The 19,978-nt window shown below is 42.7% G+C and carries 17 protein-coding genes and 2 tRNA genes; 18 read left to right on the forward strand and 1 reads right to left on the reverse strand.

Going from position 1 to position 19,978, the window contains the following annotated elements; all coding sequences use genetic code 11:
* The first annotated feature begins 88 nt into the window (after positions 1-88).
* The 16 genes from DWX96_RS06510 (at position 89) to DWX96_RS06585 (ending at position 15,626) form a co-directional block, all read left to right on the forward strand.
* The gene (locus DWX96_RS06510; protein WP_117697716.1) at positions 89-1,825 is read left to right on the forward strand and encodes a phospho-sugar mutase; all 1,737 of its coding nucleotides are present in this window, start codon (positions 89-91) and stop codon (positions 1,823-1,825) included.
* Between the two features lie 134 nt (positions 1,826-1,959).
* On the forward strand, positions 1,960-2,235 hold the full coding sequence (locus DWX96_RS06515; protein WP_022242343.1) for an HU family DNA-binding protein: 276 nt from the start codon (positions 1,960-1,962) through the stop codon (positions 2,233-2,235).
* A gap of 612 nt (positions 2,236-2,847) precedes the next feature.
* Complete coding sequence (locus tag DWX96_RS06520; RefSeq protein WP_022242342.1) at positions 2,848-3,087, forward strand: RNA-binding S4 domain-containing protein; 240 nt, start codon at positions 2,848-2,850, stop codon at positions 3,085-3,087.
* 82 nt (positions 3,088-3,169) lie between these two features.
* Positions 3,170-3,457 carry a sporulation protein YabP gene (yabP, locus tag DWX96_RS06525; protein WP_022242341.1) on the forward strand — a complete coding sequence of 96 codons (288 nt, stop codon included), beginning with the start codon at positions 3,170-3,172 and terminating at the stop codon, positions 3,455-3,457.
* Positions 3,454-3,930 carry a spore cortex biosynthesis protein YabQ gene (gene yabQ, locus DWX96_RS06530; RefSeq protein WP_117697715.1) on the forward strand — a complete coding sequence of 159 codons (477 nt, stop codon included), beginning with the start codon at positions 3,454-3,456 and terminating at the stop codon, positions 3,928-3,930. Before yabP ends, yabQ begins: the two co-directional genes overlap by 4 nt.
* 14 nt (positions 3,931-3,944) lie before the next feature.
* Complete coding sequence (locus DWX96_RS06535; RefSeq protein ID WP_022242339.1) at positions 3,945-4,247, forward strand: septum formation initiator family protein; 303 nt, start codon at positions 3,945-3,947, stop codon at positions 4,245-4,247.
* Between the two features lie 170 nt (positions 4,248-4,417).
* The gene (locus DWX96_RS06540; protein WP_242988746.1) at positions 4,418-6,253 is read left to right on the forward strand and encodes a SpoIIE family protein phosphatase; all 1,836 of its coding nucleotides are present in this window, start codon (positions 4,418-4,420) and stop codon (positions 6,251-6,253) included.
* Between the two features lies 1 nt (position 6,254).
* Positions 6,255-7,715 carry a tRNA lysidine(34) synthetase TilS gene (tilS, locus tag DWX96_RS06545; RefSeq protein ID WP_118057062.1) on the forward strand — a complete coding sequence of 487 codons (1,461 nt, stop codon included), beginning with the start codon at positions 6,255-6,257 and terminating at the stop codon, positions 7,713-7,715.
* A complete protein-coding gene (gene hpt / locus DWX96_RS06550) occupies positions 7,708-8,232 on the forward strand; it encodes a hypoxanthine phosphoribosyltransferase (protein ID WP_022242336.1) in 525 nt (174 codons plus the stop codon). The genes tilS and hpt overlap by 8 nt, the downstream gene beginning before the upstream one ends.
* Positions 8,233-8,244: 12 nt before the next feature.
* Positions 8,245-10,095 carry an ATP-dependent zinc metalloprotease FtsH gene (gene ftsH / locus DWX96_RS06555; RefSeq protein WP_022242335.1) on the forward strand — a complete coding sequence of 617 codons (1,851 nt, stop codon included), beginning with the start codon at positions 8,245-8,247 and terminating at the stop codon, positions 10,093-10,095.
* Between the two features lie 494 nt (positions 10,096-10,589).
* Entirely contained in the window at positions 10,590-11,324 is a 735-nt protein-coding gene (locus DWX96_RS06560; protein ID WP_118057063.1) for a LytR/AlgR family response regulator transcription factor, read from the forward strand.
* Positions 11,321-12,631, forward strand: coding sequence for a sensor histidine kinase (locus DWX96_RS06565; RefSeq protein WP_242988747.1), 1,311 nt, complete (start codon positions 11,321-11,323; stop codon positions 12,629-12,631). Before DWX96_RS06560 ends, DWX96_RS06565 begins: the two co-directional genes overlap by 4 nt.
* Before the next feature lie 85 nt (positions 12,632-12,716).
* Complete coding sequence (locus tag DWX96_RS06570) at positions 12,717-13,046, forward strand: LptM family lipoprotein (protein WP_117697705.1); 330 nt, start codon at positions 12,717-12,719, stop codon at positions 13,044-13,046.
* Positions 13,047-13,187: 141 nt separating this feature from the next.
* Positions 13,188-15,299 carry a glycoside hydrolase family 13 protein gene (locus DWX96_RS06575; protein WP_118057119.1) on the forward strand — a complete coding sequence of 704 codons (2,112 nt, stop codon included), beginning with the start codon at positions 13,188-13,190 and terminating at the stop codon, positions 15,297-15,299.
* 106 nt (positions 15,300-15,405) lie between these two features.
* Positions 15,406-15,487: transfer RNA gene (locus tag DWX96_RS06580), tRNA-Tyr, on the forward strand.
* Positions 15,488-15,542: 55 nt separating this feature from the next.
* A tRNA-Leu gene (locus tag DWX96_RS06585) sits at positions 15,543-15,626 on the forward strand.
* 90 nt (positions 15,627-15,716) lie between these two features.
* On the opposite strand, the gene DWX96_RS06590 is transcribed toward DWX96_RS06585, so the two are convergent.
* On the reverse strand, positions 15,717-16,736 hold the full coding sequence (locus DWX96_RS06590) for a LacI family DNA-binding transcriptional regulator (protein ID WP_117947134.1): 1,020 nt from the start codon (positions 16,734-16,736) through the stop codon (positions 15,717-15,719).
* Between the two features lie 336 nt (positions 16,737-17,072).
* On the opposite strand from DWX96_RS06590, the gene malQ reads away from it, so the two are divergent.
* Together malQ and DWX96_RS06600 are read left to right on the forward strand one after the other, a co-directional pair.
* The gene (gene malQ / locus DWX96_RS06595; RefSeq protein WP_199535174.1) at positions 17,073-18,524 is read left to right on the forward strand and encodes a 4-alpha-glucanotransferase; all 1,452 of its coding nucleotides are present in this window, start codon (positions 17,073-17,075) and stop codon (positions 18,522-18,524) included.
* 75 nt (positions 18,525-18,599) lie between these two features.
* Positions 18,600-19,883, forward strand: a complete 1,284-nt coding sequence (locus tag DWX96_RS06600) for an extracellular solute-binding protein (protein WP_118057064.1) — start codon at positions 18,600-18,602, stop codon at positions 19,881-19,883.
* Positions 19,884-19,978: the final 95 nt, after the last annotated feature.

Consider the following 19,978-nt stretch of genomic DNA (forward strand, 5'->3'; position numbering starts at 1 on the left):
AAATGAAAGGGCGAGACATCCGAAGGAGGCTGCCACTGGCAGGCTCTTTTGGTAAACAACATAAATGAAAAGTAGGAGGAAATCAGGAATGGGTTACAAGGAAACTTACGAAGCATGGCTTGAGGGAGCGTATTTTGATGAGGCAACCAAGGCTGAACTTCAGGCAATCAAAGACAATGACAAGGAAATTGAGGATCGTTTCTATAAAGATCTTGAGTTTGGTACAGCAGGATTACGTGGGGTAATCGGTGCCGGTACCAACCGTATGAACATCTATACTGTCCGCAAAGCAACACAGGGTCTTGCAAATTATATTTTAAAAGTAAATGCACAGGATAAGGGTGTGGCAATTGCCTTCGATTCCAGACATATGTCACCGGAATTTGCAGATGAATCCGCACTTTGCCTTGCAGCAAACGGAATCAAAGCATATGTATTTGAGTCATTAAGACCAACACCGGAATTATCTTATGCAGTCCGTAAATTAGGATGCACTGCCGGAATTAATATTACAGCAAGCCACAACCCGCCAGAATACAATGGGTACAAGGTATACTGGGAGGACGGTGCACAGATTACACCACCTCATGATACCGGAATTATGGATGAAGTAAAGAAAGTAACTGATTACAGCACCGTTAAGACCATGTCCTTAGAGGATGCCAGGGCAGCAGGCCTTTATGAGACTATCGGTGCGGCAATCGATGATGCTTATATTGCAGAGCTTAAGAAGCTTGTGGTACATCAGGATGCCATTGATGCAGTAGGCAAAGACCTTAAGATTGTATACACACCATTACATGGAACAGGAAATATCCCGGTCCGCCGTGTGTTAAAAGAGCTTGGCTTTGAAAATGTATATGTTGTTCCGGAACAGGAACTTCCGGATGGAGATTTCCCAACCGTAAGTTATCCGAACCCGGAGGCAGAGGAAGCATTTGCATTGGGACTTGCACTGGGCAGGAAAGTAGATGCAGACTTAATCCTTGCAACTGACCCGGATGCAGACCGCCTCGGTGTATATGTAAAGGATTCTAAGACGGGAGAATATCATTCCTTAACCGGAAATATGTCCGGCTGCCTGATTGGTGATTATATCATCGGACAAAAGAAAGCAATCAACGGCTCCCTGCCGGCAGATGGTGCATTTATCAAATCCATCGTATCTACCAATATGGCAGATGCCATTGCAGAATACTATGGCATTCAGTTAATCGAAGTATTAACCGGATTCAAGTTTATCGGCGGCAAAATCTTAGAGTTCGAAAAGACCGGAAAAGGAACCTACCTCTTTGGTATGGAAGAAAGCTACGGCTGCCTGACCGGAACCTATGCAAGAGATAAGGATGCAGTGGTAGCATCTATGGCGTTATGTGAGGCTGCTGCATATTACAAGACCAAGAATATGACTCTTTGGGATGCAATGCTTGCCATGTATGAAAAATATGGATACTATAAAGACCATGTTGAGTCTATTACATTAAAGGGAATCGAGGGTCTGGCTAAGATTCAGGAAATCATGGATACACTGCGCAGCGAAACTTTAACTGAAATCGGTGGCTATAAAGTTGAAAAAGTACGTGATTACAAGAAGGATACCATTACAGACCTTGCAACCGGAGCAGTAACAGCAACAGGACTTCCAAGCTCTAATGTACTTTACTATGAATTAAACGATGCTGCGTGGTTCTGTGTAAGACCATCCGGTACCGAGCCGAAAGTAAAATTCTACATTGGTGTGAAGGGTTCATCTATGGAAGAAGCAGAACAGAAATATGAAGTCCTTGGAAAAGCAGTTTTAGACAAAATCAACAAAATGTTATAGACCAAATTGTATGCCTTAATTTACCGTATTTTCCTTGACAAATAAAGGAAAAACAAGTATAAATATATTCGTAGGTAATCTTGGAGAGTGTAGACCTCAAGAAGAATTATAAAATCCAGAGGAGGAATTTTAACATGAACAAAGCAGAATTAGTATCAGCTATGGCTGAAAAAACAGCTTTATCTAAAAAAGATGCAGAGGCAGCTTTAAAAGCTTTCACTGATATCGTAGCTGAAGAATTAAAAAAAGGTGAGAAAATCCAGTTAGTTGGATTCGGTACTTTCGAAGTATCTGAAAGAGCTGAAAGAACAGGAAGAAACCCACAGAGCGGTAAAGAGATGGTTATTCCAGCTTCTAAAGCACCTAAGTTCAAAGCAGGAAAAGCTTTAAAAGATTTAATCAATAAATAAGTTGATAAAATGATTCTGATTAGAGGTGTAACGAAAGTAGAAAACTGCTTTTGCTACACCTTTTTTTATTGAAATTCGAATGAAAAAAGAATTTTCTATCATTCTATATGCATGAAGACACAGAAACGGAAACTGTTTTTGTGAAACCAGAATGCTGTAATTGCAGCCCTGATTTTTCCTTTTGTTAATTGAGCCTGTCTTTCCAATGTTTGACAAAATGCGGTGGGTGTTCGTCTGTATGCGGATACATGAACGAGACGGTTAGGGTGGCTTGCATTCTGCATAGCAACCGGCAACGCTGACACAGGGAGGTGTCAGCGAGGTGCAATTGGAGCATGGATGCGACTTTGCACCGATTGCCAGAATAACCATTTTCTTTAAGCAGAATGCTTAGCCACCCTTGCTGGCGAGTGGTCGTATCCGCAGCAGACGGACACCCGCCGCATTCCGTCAAAGCAAGCGGAAAGACAGCCTTACATCAAGGAAAAATCAGGACAGAAATTACAACGCATTCTGATTAGATACAAAAGCCAGTTTCCGTTTCTTTGCTTCATGGAACATAGAAGGATGGACAATGCTGCTTTGAATTTCAAAAAGAAAGAAGGTAAGCAAATGAGATTAGACAAATATTTAAAGGTAACCCGCCTGATTAAACGCAGAACCGTTGCCAACGAAGCCTGTGATGCCGGACGTGTCACCGTAAATGGCAAACCGGCGAAAGCATCCGTCAATGTAAAAGCAGGTGACATCATCGAAATCATGTTTGGCCAGAAGACGGTGAAAGTAGAAGTGGTTGCAATCGCAGATACCACCAAGAAAGAAGAGGCAGGAGAATTATTCCGCTATCTGTAAAAGAGTAAAAACGCATAAAAAGAGAAACAGTCTCATATATTTTGGAAAGGACTAACTTTCGGGTAAAGGAGTATGAGACTGAATGGAAGAATTGAAAACAGCAAAAGCACATAAAGTATTGCTGGCAAACCGGAAAAGTGCAAACTTCAGCGGAGTGCTGGATGTGCTTTCTTTTGATGTAAATGAAATTTTACTGGAAACAGAACAGGGAATGCTTCTGATAAAGGGAAATGACCTTCATGTAAACCGCCTGTCCTTAGAACAGGGGGAAGTGGATGTCACAGGGAAAATTGATGGCTTAACCTATTCGGATGTGGAAACCTATCACAAAGGTGGCGGAGAATCCTTCTTAGGCAGGTTGTTTAAATGATAGAAATCAGCCCGGAAATTTCCGGTGAAGCCTTAAGGTTCCTCCGGTTCATGCTGGTGGGATTTCTGTTAATCTTAGCCTTTGACCTGCTTCGGATTCTGCGCAGGCTGATACCCCATAGAACCGGGATGGTTGCAGTGGAGGATATGCTGTACTGCATCGGCAGTGCCATATTTATATTTATTATGCTCTGCCGGGAAAATGACGGAGCAATCCGGGGCTTTTGCATGCTGGGCATGAGTGTTGGGATGCTGTTATGCAATTATGCCATCAGTCCATGGCTGGTGAAGGGAATCGTAAAAGTATTTAAGAAACTGTTTCAAGTAGTGGGGAAACCATTGCGGGCAGTATTTCGCATGGTGGCAGTACCCTTACGTTTCCTGAAAGGGAAAATCAGAAGATTATTACGAAAATTACAAAAAACGTTGAAAAAAATCCGTAAAACTATTAGAATGGTGTTATGTAAACTATAGATGAGGAAATGAGTATGACAAATAGTCGAAGAAAAAGAAAACAGAAACGAAACGGAAGAATCTGTATCTCTTTGATTGCGATAATGTTCTTAGTGATTATGTCAGTTCAGATTGTTAAGCTCTACCAGAAGGAGCAGGAGTATACTGCCAGAGAGAAGGCACTGACGGAATCTTTAGAAGATGAAACAGAACGTCAGAATCAGCTGGATAATTACGAAGAATATACCAAGAGTCAGGAATATATTGAAGACCAGGCAAAGAGCAAGCTGGGACTGACCCATGAAAATGAGATTATCTTCAAGGAAGACAAGAAGTAGAACAGCTTCGAGAACATAAAGACCATAGAAAAACTTAAAATAGACAAACCATTCCGCTTTTTGCCGAAAACTTTTTTGAAATGAGACAACGGTTTGACAAAGATTTCGGACAAACATTTCTATAATAGCTTCTGCTGTCACAAATGACAGGAGAAGGAGGAACAATGGAAATGAAGAAATTGAGAACGAAACAGGCGGTAATATGCTTTATAGGGGTAGCAGTGTGTAAATTAGGATTTGCAGGCTGCTACCCTTTTATCCCGGCATATTTTGCGGCAGCTTACCTGGAACGGGGCGGACGGCTGCTGCTGGGAATTGGAATGTTTCTTGGAATGGCATTTATGCTGCCGCTGACACTGATGACAAAATATGTAATGACACTGCTGGTAACCATAGTAATCATCAAGCTGGCAGAATGGGTAAATAAAGGCTGCTATACCTGGATAGCTGCCTTTGGCGCAGGCTGTTCGGCAACCTTATTATCCGTATTTGGAGAAATGTTAAACGTAAGAGACGGAATGCGGACGGAAATGGCGGTCTTAGAAGGAGTCTTTATATTTGCAGCCACCATGGTGTTAAGCCGTATCATACATAGCTTTCTGGAATTCACATTTGTGAATCAGCCAATACCGGAGATAAAGAGTAATGAAGAAGAAAAACTACTGACCTATGCAAAGTCCTTTCAAAGCCTTTCAGATATATTCGGGCGGATGAATGTGGAACATACCAGTTTCTCGGCAGAGGAAATGGGCAGGATGCAAAATGAGATAACTGGGAAAATGTGTGTTTCCTGCGACCAGTGCGCTTTTTGCTGGGAAAAGGATGACAGCCCCATGTACGGCTATTTGTCGTCACTGCTGCAATCTATCCGGGAGGCGGGAAAGACAAACCGCGATATTGAAAAGAAAATGGAAGAATATTGCCCCTATATGCAGGAAATGACGGCGGAGGCTCTTCGGATATTTGAAAAAGCTTCTTTAAATATGGCGTGGTACAACCGGCTGGTAGAAAACCGTGAGGTCATAGCCGAGCAGCTGGATGCCATGGCATATATCATGGAGGATTGTGCAAAGAAGCAGAAAAATATTACAGAAGAGTGCCGGTCAAATCTGCAGGACATAGCTTACCGGGCAAGAGAGCGGGGCATAAAAGTGATTGATGAACAGCTCTGGGAAAAGGAAAACGGCCGCTGGCAGCTTGTGATGAAAGTCATGGTAAAAGATGGCTGTGTCACTACGAGAGAACTGACAAAGGCAGTAGCCGGAGCACTGAACCGGCGCATGATTCCGGAGAAGGATACCAAGACGCTGATTGGAAAAGGCGTCAACCTCTATACCTATGAAGAAGAGCCGCGGTTTCAGGCAATTTATGGCGTAGCCCGGATGGTAAAGGATGGAGCAGCAGTTTCCGGGGATAACTTTTCCTTTTTGGAGCCGGAAAGTGGAAAAATGGTCATGTGCTTATCGGATGGCATGGGTTCTGGAAGTCTTGCCTGCAAGGAAAGTGAAATGGTTATTGAACTGGTGGAAAAATTCCTGGAGGCGGGATTTGATGTGGAAACGGCAGTCCGCATGATGAATTCTGCCATGGTGATGAAAGGGCAGGAGGATTTATTTTCCACGGTGGATATCAGTGAACTGGATTTATATGACGGAACCTGCCACTTTTATAAAATCGGAGCGGCGGCAACCTTTATCCGGCGAAATGGCATAGTGGAATGTCTTATTTCCACCAGTCTTCCGGTGGGCGTGTCTTATAAACTGGATATGGAAAAAAGCGAAAAGGACTTATATAACGGAGATTTCCTTGTCATGGTATCAGATGGTGTGCTAGAATATTTACATGTGCCGAATCCGGAAGAAACCATGCAGGAAATTATAGAAAGCATTGAGACCAATAATGCAACAATTCTTGCAAAACGCATTTTGGAGCGGGTGTTACTTTTTACCGGAGGAAAGGCAGCAGACGATATGACGGTGCTTGCTACCGCAATTTGGGAGAAATAATATGATTCCTGGTGTAGAATCTTTTCTGGAACAATATCATATGATTGAGCAGTCGGATGTAGTGGTTGCCGGAGTGTCCGGTGGCGCAGATTCCGTATGCCTGCTGTTGCATCTGCTGGAATTGAAAGAAAAACTTTCCTTTACGCTGGCAGCAGTCCATGTGCAGCATGGCATCCGGGGCGAAGAAAGCCTTCAGGATGCAGCGTTTGTAGAGGAACTTTGCAGGCAGTATCAGGTGCAGCTATTCCGCTATGATTATGATGTGCCGGAATATGCAAAGCAGCATGGATATTCGGAAGAAGAGGCGGGAAGAAATTTACGATACGAAAGTTTTCATAAAGCGTTAGAAGAACTGGGTGCGCCGGAAGGGAAAATTGCAGTTGCCCATAACCGTAATGATCTGGCAGAGACCATGCTCTGGAATATGATCCGGGGCAGCGGCATGCGTGGCATGGCTGGAATTCCGCCGGTGAGAGATGGCATCATCCGTCCGCTTCTTCATACGGCAAGGGTGGAAATCGAAAATTATTTAAAAGAAAAAGGTGAAAGCTACTGTACGGATGCTACCAATGCATCTTTGGATTATAGCAGAAACCGGATCCGTAATCAGGTGCTTCCAGTGTTGGAGGAACTGAATGCCGGAGTTTATGCCCATATGGAACAGCTTGGGGATGACATCCGGAAGACACAGGAATATCTGTCTGCTGTAATAGAAGAAAAAAAAGCACAATATGTAGAAAAAGATTTCCGGAAGACGCAGGCTTTCCTGATATCGGAGGAACTTTTAAAAGAACCGGAAATCCTGTATACAAGCATGATAAAGGAGTGTATCTGTGAGACGGCCGCAAGCAGTAAAGATATTACAAGAACCCATGTAGAACTGGTGCAGAAACTTTTTGCCATGCAGACGGGAAGAAGCGTGAACCTGCCTTACCAGGTGGTGGCAGAGCGGACTTACGGCGGGGTGCGTCTGCAAAAGTGCGAAAAACAACCGGAGCATAAAATTACAGAACCGGTAGGAATGCTATCCAGTCAGTCTTCCAGTCAGCCGGTCGGACGACAAAGCGGTCAACCAGCCGGTTGTTGTGGGATTTCAATAGAAGAACATCCGGATTTTACCTGCCGGATTTATAAACGGGAAGAGTTACCGGAAGGAATTTCTAAAAAAAAGTATACGAAATGGCTGGATTATGATAGAATAAAAAATAGTCTTTTGATTCGGAACAGACAGCCGGGCGATTATTTTGTGCTGGATGAGACGGGCAGAACACAGAAGCTGAAGCAGTATTTTGTAAATGAGAAAATTTTAAAAGAGCAGCGGGACACTATTCCGTTGGTGGCAGACGGTGCTCATATCCTGTGGATTGTGGGATACCGAATCAGTGCATATTACAAAGTAAGCAGTACAACGAAGACAATTTTGGAAATACAATATCATGGAGGAAGAGAAGACAATGAGTGAGCAGATTCGTGTATTACTCTCAGAGGAAGAACTTGATCGTAAAATTGCTGAATTAGGAGAAAGAATTAGCAAGGATTATGAAGGTGAAAGCGTTCATTTAATCTGCATACTGAAGGGAAGTATATTCTTTACCTGTGAACTGGCAAAGCGTATTACCGTGCCGGTAACAATTGATTTTATGTGCGTTTCCAGTTATGGCGCGTCAACCGTGTCCAGTGGAAAAATCACCATAAAGAAAGATTTGGAAGAATCTATTGAAGGTAGAAATGTAATTGTCATTGAAGACATTATTGATACAGGAAGAACACTGCGTTATCTGCTGGATGATTTATCCGCCAGAGGACCGAAGAGCTTAAAATTGTGTGCAATGTTAGATAAACCGGATCGCAGGATAACAGACGTTGCGGTAGATTATACCGGTTTTGAAATTCCGGATGAATTTGTAGTAGGATATGGTCTTGATTATGACCAGCGCTATCGCAATCTGCCATACATTGGCATTCTTGATTTGGGATAGGAAGGAGTTTGCGTGAAGAAATCATATAGAGGATGGGGCTTTTATATCAGTCTGATTGTAGTTGTGGTTTTGGTCTGGTTCTTACTGGACGGACAGCATCTGAATCAGGATGACTATAATTATGCCCAGTTTAAACAGGAACTGGCTGATGATGAGATTAAATCTGTAGAAGTGCAGCCAAACAGAGTTTATCCAACCGGAAGACTGGATATTGTCAAAACGGATAAGTCAGAAGAGACCTTATATGTGCTGGATGTCAGTGAGGCTCAATCGCTGATGGATAAGGAAAAATTTACTTCTTATGTGGTGAATGATATTCCGGCAGAAAACTGGCTGATGAATTTATTGCCGCTCTTACTTGTGTTTGGAGCAATGTTTATTCTGTTTATGATTGTTATGAACAATCAGGCAGCAGGCGGTGGTGGTGGCAGCAAGATGATGAATTTTGGAAAAAGCCGGGCAAAGATGACCACCGATGAGAACCGCAATGTAACCTTTGAAAATGTGGCAGGACTGCGGGAAGAAAAAGAAGAATTAGAAGAAATTGTAGATTTCTTAAAAGAGCCGAGAAAGTATACCAGACTGGGAGCGAGAATCCCGAAAGGAGTTCTTCTGGTGGGACCTCCCGGAACCGGTAAGACTCTGCTTGCCAAGGCAGTTGCCGGAGAAGCAGGTGTACCGTTCTTCAGCATTTCCGGTTCTGATTTCGTGGAAATGTTTGTGGGTGTCGGCGCATCCCGTGTACGTGATCTTTTTGAAGATGCCAAGAAAAATGCACCTTGTATCGTGTTTATCGATGAGATTGATGCAGTGGCAAGAAGAAGAGGAACCGGTATGGGCGGCGGTCATGACGAGCGTGAACAGACGTTAAACCAGCTGCTGGTAGAGATGGACGGATTTGGTGTCAACGAGGGTATTATCGTGATGGCAGCCACCAACCGTGTGGATATCTTAGATCCTGCTATCATGCGTCCGGGCAGATTTGACCGTAAGGTACATGTGGGGCGTCCGGATATTGGTGGAAGAGAAGAAATCTTAAAGGTACATGCAAAGAATAAACCCCTGGCAGAGGATGTGGATTTGAAACAGATCGCACAGACTACAGCAGGTTTTACCGGAGCAGACCTGGAGAATCTTTTAAATGAGGCGGCAATTGTTGCAGCCAAAGAAAACAGAAGTTATATTATCCAGAAAGATATTAAGGAATCCTTCTTGAAAGTAGGTGTCGGTCCGGAGAAGAAGAGCCGGATTATTACCGAGAAAGAAAAGAAGATTACCGCATATCACGAATCGGGTCATGCGATTTTATTCCATGTACTTCCAGATGTGGGACCGGTATATACCGTATCCATTATCCCAACCGGTGGTGGAGCAGCAGGCTATACGATGCCATTGCCGGAGCGTGATGAAATGTTTGATACCAAGGGAAGAATGCTGCAGCAGATAATTGTTTCATTAGGTGGACGTGTGGCAGAAGAGTTGATTTTTGATGATATCACAACCGGAGCTTCACAGGATATCAAGCAGGCAACCGAGCTTGCCAAAGCAATGGTAACGAAATATGGATTTTCTGAAAATGTCGGACTGATTAATTATAACAATGATGATGACGAAGTGTTTATCGGAAGAGACCTTGCACATACCAGAGGCTATGGCGAGGGTGTGGCATCCAAAATTGATGAAGAAGTAAAACGTATCATTGACGAATGCTATGCCAAAGCAAGGGCAATCATTCAGGAAAATAGTGATGTACTCCATAAATCAGCAGACCTTCTTTTGGAAAAAGAAAAGATTGGAAGAGATGAATTTGAAGCATTATTCCAGAGCGGAGCTGATGTTGTAACTGAGACAACGGAGGAATAGAACACAAATAGAAAGTTTTTTCGAAAATGGGAAAAAGGTACTATATAAAGTATACAAAAAGTAGGCACAACTTTTGTGAAGTTTGTGCACACTTTAAACGGGAGAGGTGATACTATAATTAACGTAAAAACCCCCCAATACATTATATATATAGTTTTTACTACACCCCATAGTAAAAATACCTTCTCCTTAAAAGGGCAGCCGATCGGTGGCTGTCTTTTTTTTACGCGAGTAATGAGGAAAAGTGACAGGCGAGGAAAAGAAACCAAGCTTGCTTGAGTTTCTTTTTTACAGCTTGGAACTTTGACGAATACCGCGATAGCGAGGGAACTTGTTCCTGAGCCTATCGCGGAAGTGAGGGAGTTTTTCCCTCACTTATCTCGCATAGAAAACTCCCATCCCTCAAACAGTGGACATCGGTCCTAAAACTGCCTATAATGAATCTTAAGAAAAGAATATTTCGATAAAGCTGATACATAGATGGGAGATACAACATGATAAAGGCAGCATTTTGCGATGATGACGATACGGTTTTAAAAGAACTGCAGAGCTTACTGGAGGAGTATCGCAGGGAGCGTGATTACAGAATAGATGCAAAAGTCTATCACAGTCCGCTGGATTTGCTGAATGAAATGGAAAAAGGAACCCGCTTTGACATTTTGTTTTTGGATATTTTAATGCCGGGGGTAGATGGAATCCAAACGGCATCCGAGATTCGGAAGTTTGATAATAATATCAAAATTATTTTTCTTACTTCTTCGGTGGAGTTTGCGGTGCAGTCTTATGAGGTGAAAGCATATTATTACCAGTTGAAGCCGATTGAAAAGGGCGGATTCTATCATCTGCTGGATTCTGTGTTAGAACAGATGGATAAAGAGCATGGCAGCAGTATTGTACTGCGTTGTAAGACGGGAATTGCCCGGATTGAGTTAAAACAGCTGGAATACTGTGAAGTAATTCACAGGACTTTATTGATACATCTTGTCGATGGGACGGTATATGAATGCAGCGGCAGCCTGGATGAACTGTGCCGGCAGCTTATGCCTTATGGAACCTTTATACGTCCACATCGTTCATATCTTGTGAATCTGGAATATATAAAGAATCTTTCTTATCGTACCATTACGATGTCAAACTTTGTGGAAATTCCTATTCCAAGAGGGAAATACAATGAAATAAAGAGTGCATTTCTGAAAAATGCATTTGAAGATGGGCAGGTGACGTTATGAGCCTTTGGATGTCCCTTTTTAACAATGTGGCAGTCAGTGTTTTTGGAAGTGTGCTGGCGGCGTCCTTCTGTGATGCACTGGACCGGCGGAAAAACCGGATCATATTCTGGATATGCATCGCACTGATTCCGATTGCACAGGGGATTATTTACTATGTATGGGATGATGGCTTTTTGAGGCAGATTTATCCGCTGCTGGTACATGTTCCGTTGATTTTACTGTTATGTGGACTGACCGGTAAACTGCTATGGCCGTTTTTCTCTGTGATGGCAGCATACCTGTGCTGTCAGTTACGACGCTGGCTGGCACTTCTTGCAGTGGAAATTTTGGGCGGAGGAGCATTGATGTTGGATGTGGTGGAATTATTAATTACGCTGCCACTACTGTTTGGACTGATGCACTTTATGACGCCGGCAGTCCGCTATATTTCTGGTTATTCCAGAAAAATGCAGTGCCAGTTTGGTGTGATACCGGTGCTGTATTATGTATTTGATTATCTGACAAGGGTGTACACAGATCTTTTGTCCAGTGGGGCTCCGGTTGTTGTGGAATTTATGCCGTTTATCTGTTGCGGGGCATATCTTGTGTTCTTGTTGTATAACTTTACAAAAGGACAGGAAGAAAACCGGATGAGGGAGATTCAAAAAAGCCTTGATATGCAGGTGGCACAGTCCATGCGTGAAATAACGGCGTTGCGGGAGTCGCAGAATCTGGCGAGCCGCTACCGCCATGACCTGCGTCATCATTTACAATATCTATATGCCTGTTTAGAGAACCATCAGATCCAGAAGGCAGAGGATTATATATCTGATATCTGTAATGAGCTAGAACAGCAGAAGGTGATACAGTATTGTGAAAACGAAGCTGCGAATCTGATTTTGTCATCCTTTGCAGGAAGGGCAGAAGCGGAAGGAATTGTGATGAAAGTGGAAGGCGGCATGAAAGCGAAGACGGTGATAAGTGATACTGACTTGTGTGTGCTATTGTCTAATGCCCTGGAAAATGCCATCCATGCCTGCAGGGAAGTACAAAAAGAGGGAAAAGAAGCCAGAATAGAAGTACAGATTTATGAAAAACAGCAGCAGGTATTTTTACAGATAAAAAACTCCTGTGCCGGAGCACCAATCTTCGAAAACGGAGTCCCGGTTTCAAAGAAAAAAGGACATGGTATCGGAACCCGGAGTATCTGTGCCATTGTGGAACGCTATGGAGGTGTATATACATTTTCATTGGAAAAAGAGTATTTTGTACTCCGTTTGAATCTGTCGGAAAAGAATGTCGATTCAGTACATTTTACTGCCGTTTGAGACGTGAATCTCCTGCTGGATAAGAAAGAATGGTAAAATATATCTAAGTCAAGGATGACACACAAAAGACAGGAGGAAGATGAAAATGAAGAAAATAATTTCATGTTTAGTGGTATTGACTATGTGCATTTCACTGGCTGCCTGCGGGGGAACGGATAAACAGGCTGCAATTGATGCATTCAATAAAGCAAGCACATCATTCAATGAAGTAGCGAATGCCATCAATGCGGATCCGGATGCATACGACCAGGATGTGATTGATACCATGGTTGAAATGGCAGATGTCTTACAGCAGCACAAAGAGCTGTTAGAGGGAGACACTGAAATTGAAGAAGACAAATTAAATGAAATGATTGAATGGTATGGTACCGTAGAAGAATGGGTATCAGACGTAAAGGCGGAGTTAGGTATATAATAGATTTCATAGAGTTACTTCTTTAAAGAGGGGACGGATACGGAAAATGTATCCGTCCTTTTCTGGTTGTAATCTTTGGAACTTTCGTATATTATAGTAATAAAAATAATTATTTAGAAACGAGAGGCTTGTTGTAAGATGATGAAGAAACAGCAATCGATTTATGAATTGAACAGAATTCAGCAGTATATTATGCAGATGCGCCCGATTCTTAGAAAACGCGCACTCTTTTCTGATGGAACAGAAGATTATCGTAGTCCGGCAGAACCCAAAGTCGGAGAGCTGGTGACCATTCGTTTTCGTACAGCAAGAGATAATGTAGATGCAGTCTGGCTTTGTACAGAACAGAAAAAATATTTTATGGAAAAGACCGAGTCAGAGGGGCTCTTTGATTATTATTCCGTAGAAATCCGTATGACAGAGGAGCATTTCTACTATTACTTTGAAATTGAGACGGGAATGCTTCACTGTATCTTTGACCGCTATGGCGTGAATCAGACACCAAGACCGCAGTATAATTTTGAAATTGTACCGGGTTTTTCCACGCCGGACTGGGCAAAAGGGGCGGTTATGTATCAGATTTTAACAGACCGTTTTTACAATGGAGACACTTCCAACGACCCGTTGACGGATGAATATTTCTATATCCGTGCTACCAGTCAGAAGGTAGATAACTGGGAGAAATGCCCGGAGAATTTTTCGGTAGCAGAATTTTATGGCGGAGATTTAGAGGGCGTGAGAAAGAAAATGGATTATCTCACAGAACTTGGAATAGAGGTGATATACTTCAATCCACTGTTCGTTTCTCCGTCCAATCATAAGTATGATATTCAGGATTACGATTATATTGACCCGCATTACGGCAAAATAGTGGTGGATGAGGGAGAACTTTTACAACCGGGTGACCGCAATAACCAGCATGCCAGCCGCTATATCACCCGCGTGACGGATAAACGGAATTTGGAGGCAAGCAATGAACTTTTTGCAACGCTGGTAAAGGAAGCGCACCAGAGGGGCATCCGCGTTATCCTGGATGGAGTGTTTAATCATTGCGGTTCCTTTAATAAATGGCTGGATCGTGAAAAAATCTACCGTAGTGAAGCAGGCTATGAACCGGGAGCCTATATCAGCAAGGACAGTCCGTACAATGACTTTTTCCAGTTCCATGATCAGAATGCATGGCCGGATAACGGAAGTTATGATGGCTGGTGGGGACATGATACATTGCCGAAGCTTAATTATGAAGATTCAGATACATTGCATGATTATATTCTTCATGTGGCTGCAAAATGGGTTTCTCCACCTTATAATGCCGATGGCTGGAGACTGGATGTTGCGGCAGATCTGGGACACAGTCCGGAATATAACCATCAGTTCTGGAGAGAATTCCGTGATGCCGTAAAGAAAGCCAACCCACAGGCAGTGATTTTGGCAGAACATTACGGCGACCCGAGAGACTGGCTGGGTGGAGACCAGTGGGATACAGTTATGAACTATGATGCTTTTATGGAGCCGGTGACATGGTTCCTTACCGGAATGGAGAAACACAGTGATGATTTTAAACCGGAAAATATCGGAAAGTTTGAGAACTTTAAAGGTGCTATGAAGCATTATATGGCAAGCTTTTTGACACCATCGCTGCAGTGCTCCATGAATGAACTTTCTAACCATGACCATTCCAGATTCTTAACCAGAACCAATCATAAAGTAGGTAGAGCGGAGCACCTTGGAACAAAAGCAGCAGAAGAGGGCGTAAATACAGCAGTTCTCCGGGAGGCGGTTGTTATTCAGATGACCTGGCCGGGAGCACCTACCGTTTATTACGGTGATGAAGCCGGACTATGTGGATTTACAGATCCGGATAACCGCAGAACTTATCCGTGGGGCCGGGAAGATAAGGAGCTGATTCGTTTCCACCGTGATATCATCAGGATTCATAAAGAGAACCCGGCACTTCGTACCGGAAGTGTGAAATTTTTGAATGGTGAGGATAATCTTCTCTGCTATGGAAGATTTAACCGGGAACAGCAGTTTGTCATTATTGTAAATAATGATGAAAATATCCGGCACATTGATTTGTCAGTATGGGCAGTGGGGCTTCCGAAGTACGGAACTTTAGAACAGATACTTTTTACTAGTGAAAATGGATACTCCATTTCTTCTGTCAGCTATGACATCGTCAATGGAAGACTGGATATTACATTGCCAAAGCATGCAGCTGTCATTCTGAAAGGAAAGAATCCGGAAGAATAAAAAAATGGCAAAATAAAAAATGCAAAAAATGCATAAAAACGCCTTGCGCACAGCAGGGCGTTATGCTATAATCTATATTCGTCAGGACAATTAATGACTGATAAATGGGCAGATTCCCGAGTGGCCAAAGGGGACAGACTGTAAATCTGCTGCAAATTGCTTCGGTGGTTCGAATCCACCTCTGCCCATTCTCATTGTGGTTATGCAATGAGGATTTTTTTATGTAACTATAAAAAGATACTTGCCCGCGTGGCGGAACTGGCAGACGCGCAGGACTTAAAATCCTGTTGTGGTGACACAGTACCGGTTCGATTCCGGTCGCGGGCATTAAAAAAGGAAACGGTCGTTTCCTTTTTTTTATGCCGGAAATCCGCAAAGCACATTTCCATTGTTGTGATGTTCCCTTTGTGAATAGTCCTATTCTTTTTCTGCCTCTTCTTCTCTCTCTGCACATGGAGCAGTAGAAGCTCTTGTAATAAGCTGCGGACGCAGTAAAGTCATGCTGACGGAGACATGATTAATAAGGTTACTCAGAGCAGCATATCCACATTTGCCGAGCTCGGTTCTTTCCTGACGGACTGTAGTCAGTGGCGGCTCTAAGAAAGAAGAAATCGGCAGGTCGTCAAAACCAACCACACTGATATCATCCGGAACAGAAAAACCTCGAAGCCGGCATTCTGTAATGACTCCGGAAGCAATCAGGTCATTACCACAGAGAATTGCTGTTGCTCCGGCAGCAAGAAAATTCGGTACATGATATTTTGCACTGTCTGCAACATAGTAGCCATGTGCAACCATATCTTCTTCTACTGGAAGATTGTGGGATTTCATGGCATCTAAATATGCCTGATAGCGTTTCTCACTGACCATGGAATAGAGAGAACCGTTGAGAAAAGCAATCTTTTTGTGACCAAGCTGATAGAGATGGTCGACTGCAGATTCAATTCCTTCAGAGTTATCTGTTCCTACATAGCACACATGTGGATTCTTCTTAATATAATTATCGAAAAGAACGGTCGGAATGGAGGTGAAGGCAAGCTGCCGCATCCAGTCATCATGGAGAGCAAAGCCTACCAGGAACCCGCCGGAATAACCGTTCTTTAACATGTAAGTATCATATTTTTCAGTCATCTGGAAAGCCGGAGTAACCGGAATTACACTGACGGACCAGCCATCCCGGAAAGCAGCCTGACGGAAACCCAGGATGATTTCGTATCCGAACTGGTTGGCTGTTTCATAGTCCATATTTTCTATAAAAAGGCAAAGCTTCTTGTTTTCGTCCTTTTTCATCTTCTTGGACTGATATCCCATTTCTACAGCGGTATCAAGAACCATCTGCCGTAAATCTTCACTGATATCACTGGCACCGTTTAATCCTTTGGAAACAGTGCTGACGGAAATACCGAGCCGGTTGGCAATATCTTTAATTGTGACCATAACAAGCCTCCATAAATCTGGTATATTTTAAGTAAAATCATATCAAAAACCTCTTATATTCTGTATTATATAGAATTTGCATGACAGGTGCAAGTACTGCAAAATATTATTTTTCGAAAAAAACAGGGTTTTAAATAGCAATATAACCAAAAAAACAATGCGAATTCCGTTAAAAACGGCAAAAATGATGCTAAAAGGACTGTTTTGTTTGACAAAGTTGTTAAAAAGACGTAAAATAACCTCAGATACGAAAATTAACGAAAAGCAAAAAACAAAAACCGATGTGGGGGAAAAACATTGGAGGCAAAGAGACTAACCAGAGGAGCAGGAATCCTGATGGCAATAACAAGTCTTCCATCTGATTATGGAATCGGAACTCTGGGTGATGCAGCTTTCAATTTCGTAGACTTACTTGTAGACCTGAAACAAAGATACTGGCAGATACTTCCGATTGGACCAACCAGTTTTGGAGACAGCCCGTATCAGTCAATATCAGCATTTGCAGGAAATCCGTATTTGATAGATTTAGATGACCTGGTTCGCGACGGTCTGCTTATGGAAAGCGAGATTCGAAGCTATAACTGGGGTGCAGATGAGAAAGATGTTGATTATGCCAATCTTTTTGAAAACCGTTTTCAGATATTAAAGAAAGCATTTGAACGGTTTGATACCGCAAAGCCTTCTTTCCGGAAGTTTGAAGAAGACAATGATTGCTGGTTGACTGATTATGCATTGTTCATGGCAGTCAAAGGAAAAGAAAATAACCGGGAATGGATGGCATGGGAACCGGGAATCAGAAATCGTACACCGGAGGCATTACAGGAATACACAGAATTACTAAAAGAAGAGATCCTGTTTTGGAAATTCTGCCAGTATAAATTTTATGAACAGTGGAAATTCTTAAAACAGTACGCAAATACAAGAGGAATACAGATTATTGGGGACATACCGCTGTATATGGCAATGGACAGTGCTGATGTGTGGGCAGACCGGAAACTCTTCTTATTAGAAGAAGACGGAAGCCAGCAGTATGTAGCAGGCAGCCCGCCGGATAATTTTTCAGAAGAAGGTCAGAAATGGGGCAATCCCGTATATGACTACTCTTATATGGAAGAGTACCGGTTTGACTGGTGGAGACACCGGATTGAGAAAAACGCAGCGTTATATGATGTAATCCGGATTGACCACTTCCTTGGAGTTGTAAGGTACTATACGATTCCGTTTCGGGAAAAGGATTGCTGCAATGGGAAATGGAACAAGGGTCCTGGAAAGAAATTGACAGATGTGATGGAAGAAAGTGCCGGTGACTGCAGAATCATAGCAGACAATGCCGGAAGTGCCATCGCCGGGAGCAGAAAGCTTCTTGCAAGAATTGGATGGCCTGGAAGTAAAATCCTGATGTTTGCATTTGATGGAAATACAGGAAATGAAAATCTTCCACATAACTTTGAAGAAAATAACATAGTGGTATATACCGGAACACATGATAATGATACTGTTGTTGGTTATTTCCGGGATAAGACAGAATATGAACTGGCTTACCTCTATGAATATTTGAATATCGGCTCGAAGGAAGAAATTCCGGACGCCTTAATCCGTCTGGCTTATTCAAGCATAGCGGATGTGGTAATTATTCCAATGCAGGATATTTTACAGCTTGGCAATGAGGCCAGAATGAATCAGCCATCCACAGTCGGACAGAACTGGAAATGGCGGGTGGGAAAAGATACTCTGAGTGAAGAACGAAGAGCGTGGATCCGCACCATTGCGGCAGTATACCGCAGATAATTTCTATATGATATAGAACGGATTACCGTTTTATATAAATGCTTAATCGAAATCACATTTTTAAGGAGGAAGAAAATGAAAAAGAAAGCATTATCATTATTTCTTGTAACAGCTATGGCAGTATCCATGGTAGGATGCGGTAGCAAAGACGCAGACAAGAACACAGAAAAGAAAAGTACTGAAGTAGCAGTAGAAACAGAAAAACCAGCTGCAGCAGAAGATGAAGCTTGGGAGGGTGACTTAACAGTATGGAGCCCACAGGAAGATCAGGATACAAACTGGCTTCAGGATCAGTGTGAAGCATTCGCAGCTGAGCATCCAAACTGGAAAATCAACTTCAATTATGGTGTATGTGCAGAGGGTGAAGCAAAAGACAACGTAACAAAAGACGTTGAAGCAGCAGCAGACGTTTACATGCTTGCTAACGATAACATCCCGGATCTGGTATCTGCAGGCGCATTATCAGAGCTTGGTGGAGATTATCTTGGATATGTAACATCTACAAACTCTGATTCTATTCTTGCATCTGTTACATACAACGATTCAGTAGTAGCATTCCCATTTACCTCTAATACATGGTTCATGTACTATGATAAGAGCGTATTCTCAGAGGATGACGTAAAGAACTTTGATACAATGTTAGAGAAAGCTGGAGAAGCTGGAAAGAAAGTTTCTTTCAAATTAACTGATTCCTGGTATATTCAGGCATTCTATGTAGCTAACGGATGTACATTATTCGGTGATGGAACTGATACAGATGCTGGTATCGACTTCGGTGGAGACAAAGCAGCAGCAGTTACAGAGTACTTAGTAGACTTAGCAGCTAACCCTAACTTCTTAGTAGATGCTGACGGATCTGGTCTTGCTGGATTAGGCGACAGTGTAGCAGCAGTATTCTCCGGAACATGGGATGCTGATGCAGTTAAAGAAAAACTTGGTGACAACATGGGTGTTGCAGCTCTTCCTACCGTTACAATCGACGGAAAAGAAGGCCAGATGAAATCCTTCATCGGATCTAAAGCAATCGGTGTTAACCCTAATGCTGAGAACCAGCAGGTAGCTATGTCTCTTGCAGCTTACTTAGCAGGTGAGAAGGCTCAGACAGCTCATTATGAAATGAGAAACATCCTTCCTTCAAACATCAACATCTCTTTAGCTGACGATCCAATCGCAACAGCAGTTACAAATGTTATGACAGATACATCTATCATGCAGCCATTATGTAAAGAAATGGGTAACTACTGGTCACCAGCAGAGAATATGGGTAAAAATATCCAGTCTGGCGAAGTAACAAAAGACAACGCTGCTGAGAAGACAGAAGAAATGAACACAACTATGAATACAGACGTTGCTGAATAAGCAGAAGATGTAATTGGAAGTTCATTATAAGAATTCCTAAAAAAGCGGTTTGGAAAAGAACCGGGGACTCCAGGATACCGGAAACGGTACCCTGG

The sequence above is a fragment of the Roseburia sp. AF22-2LB genome, from assembly GCF_003461125.1.
In the GTDB taxonomy this organism is placed as follows: Bacteria; Bacillota; Clostridia; order Lachnospirales; family Lachnospiraceae; genus Roseburia_C; species Roseburia_C amylophila.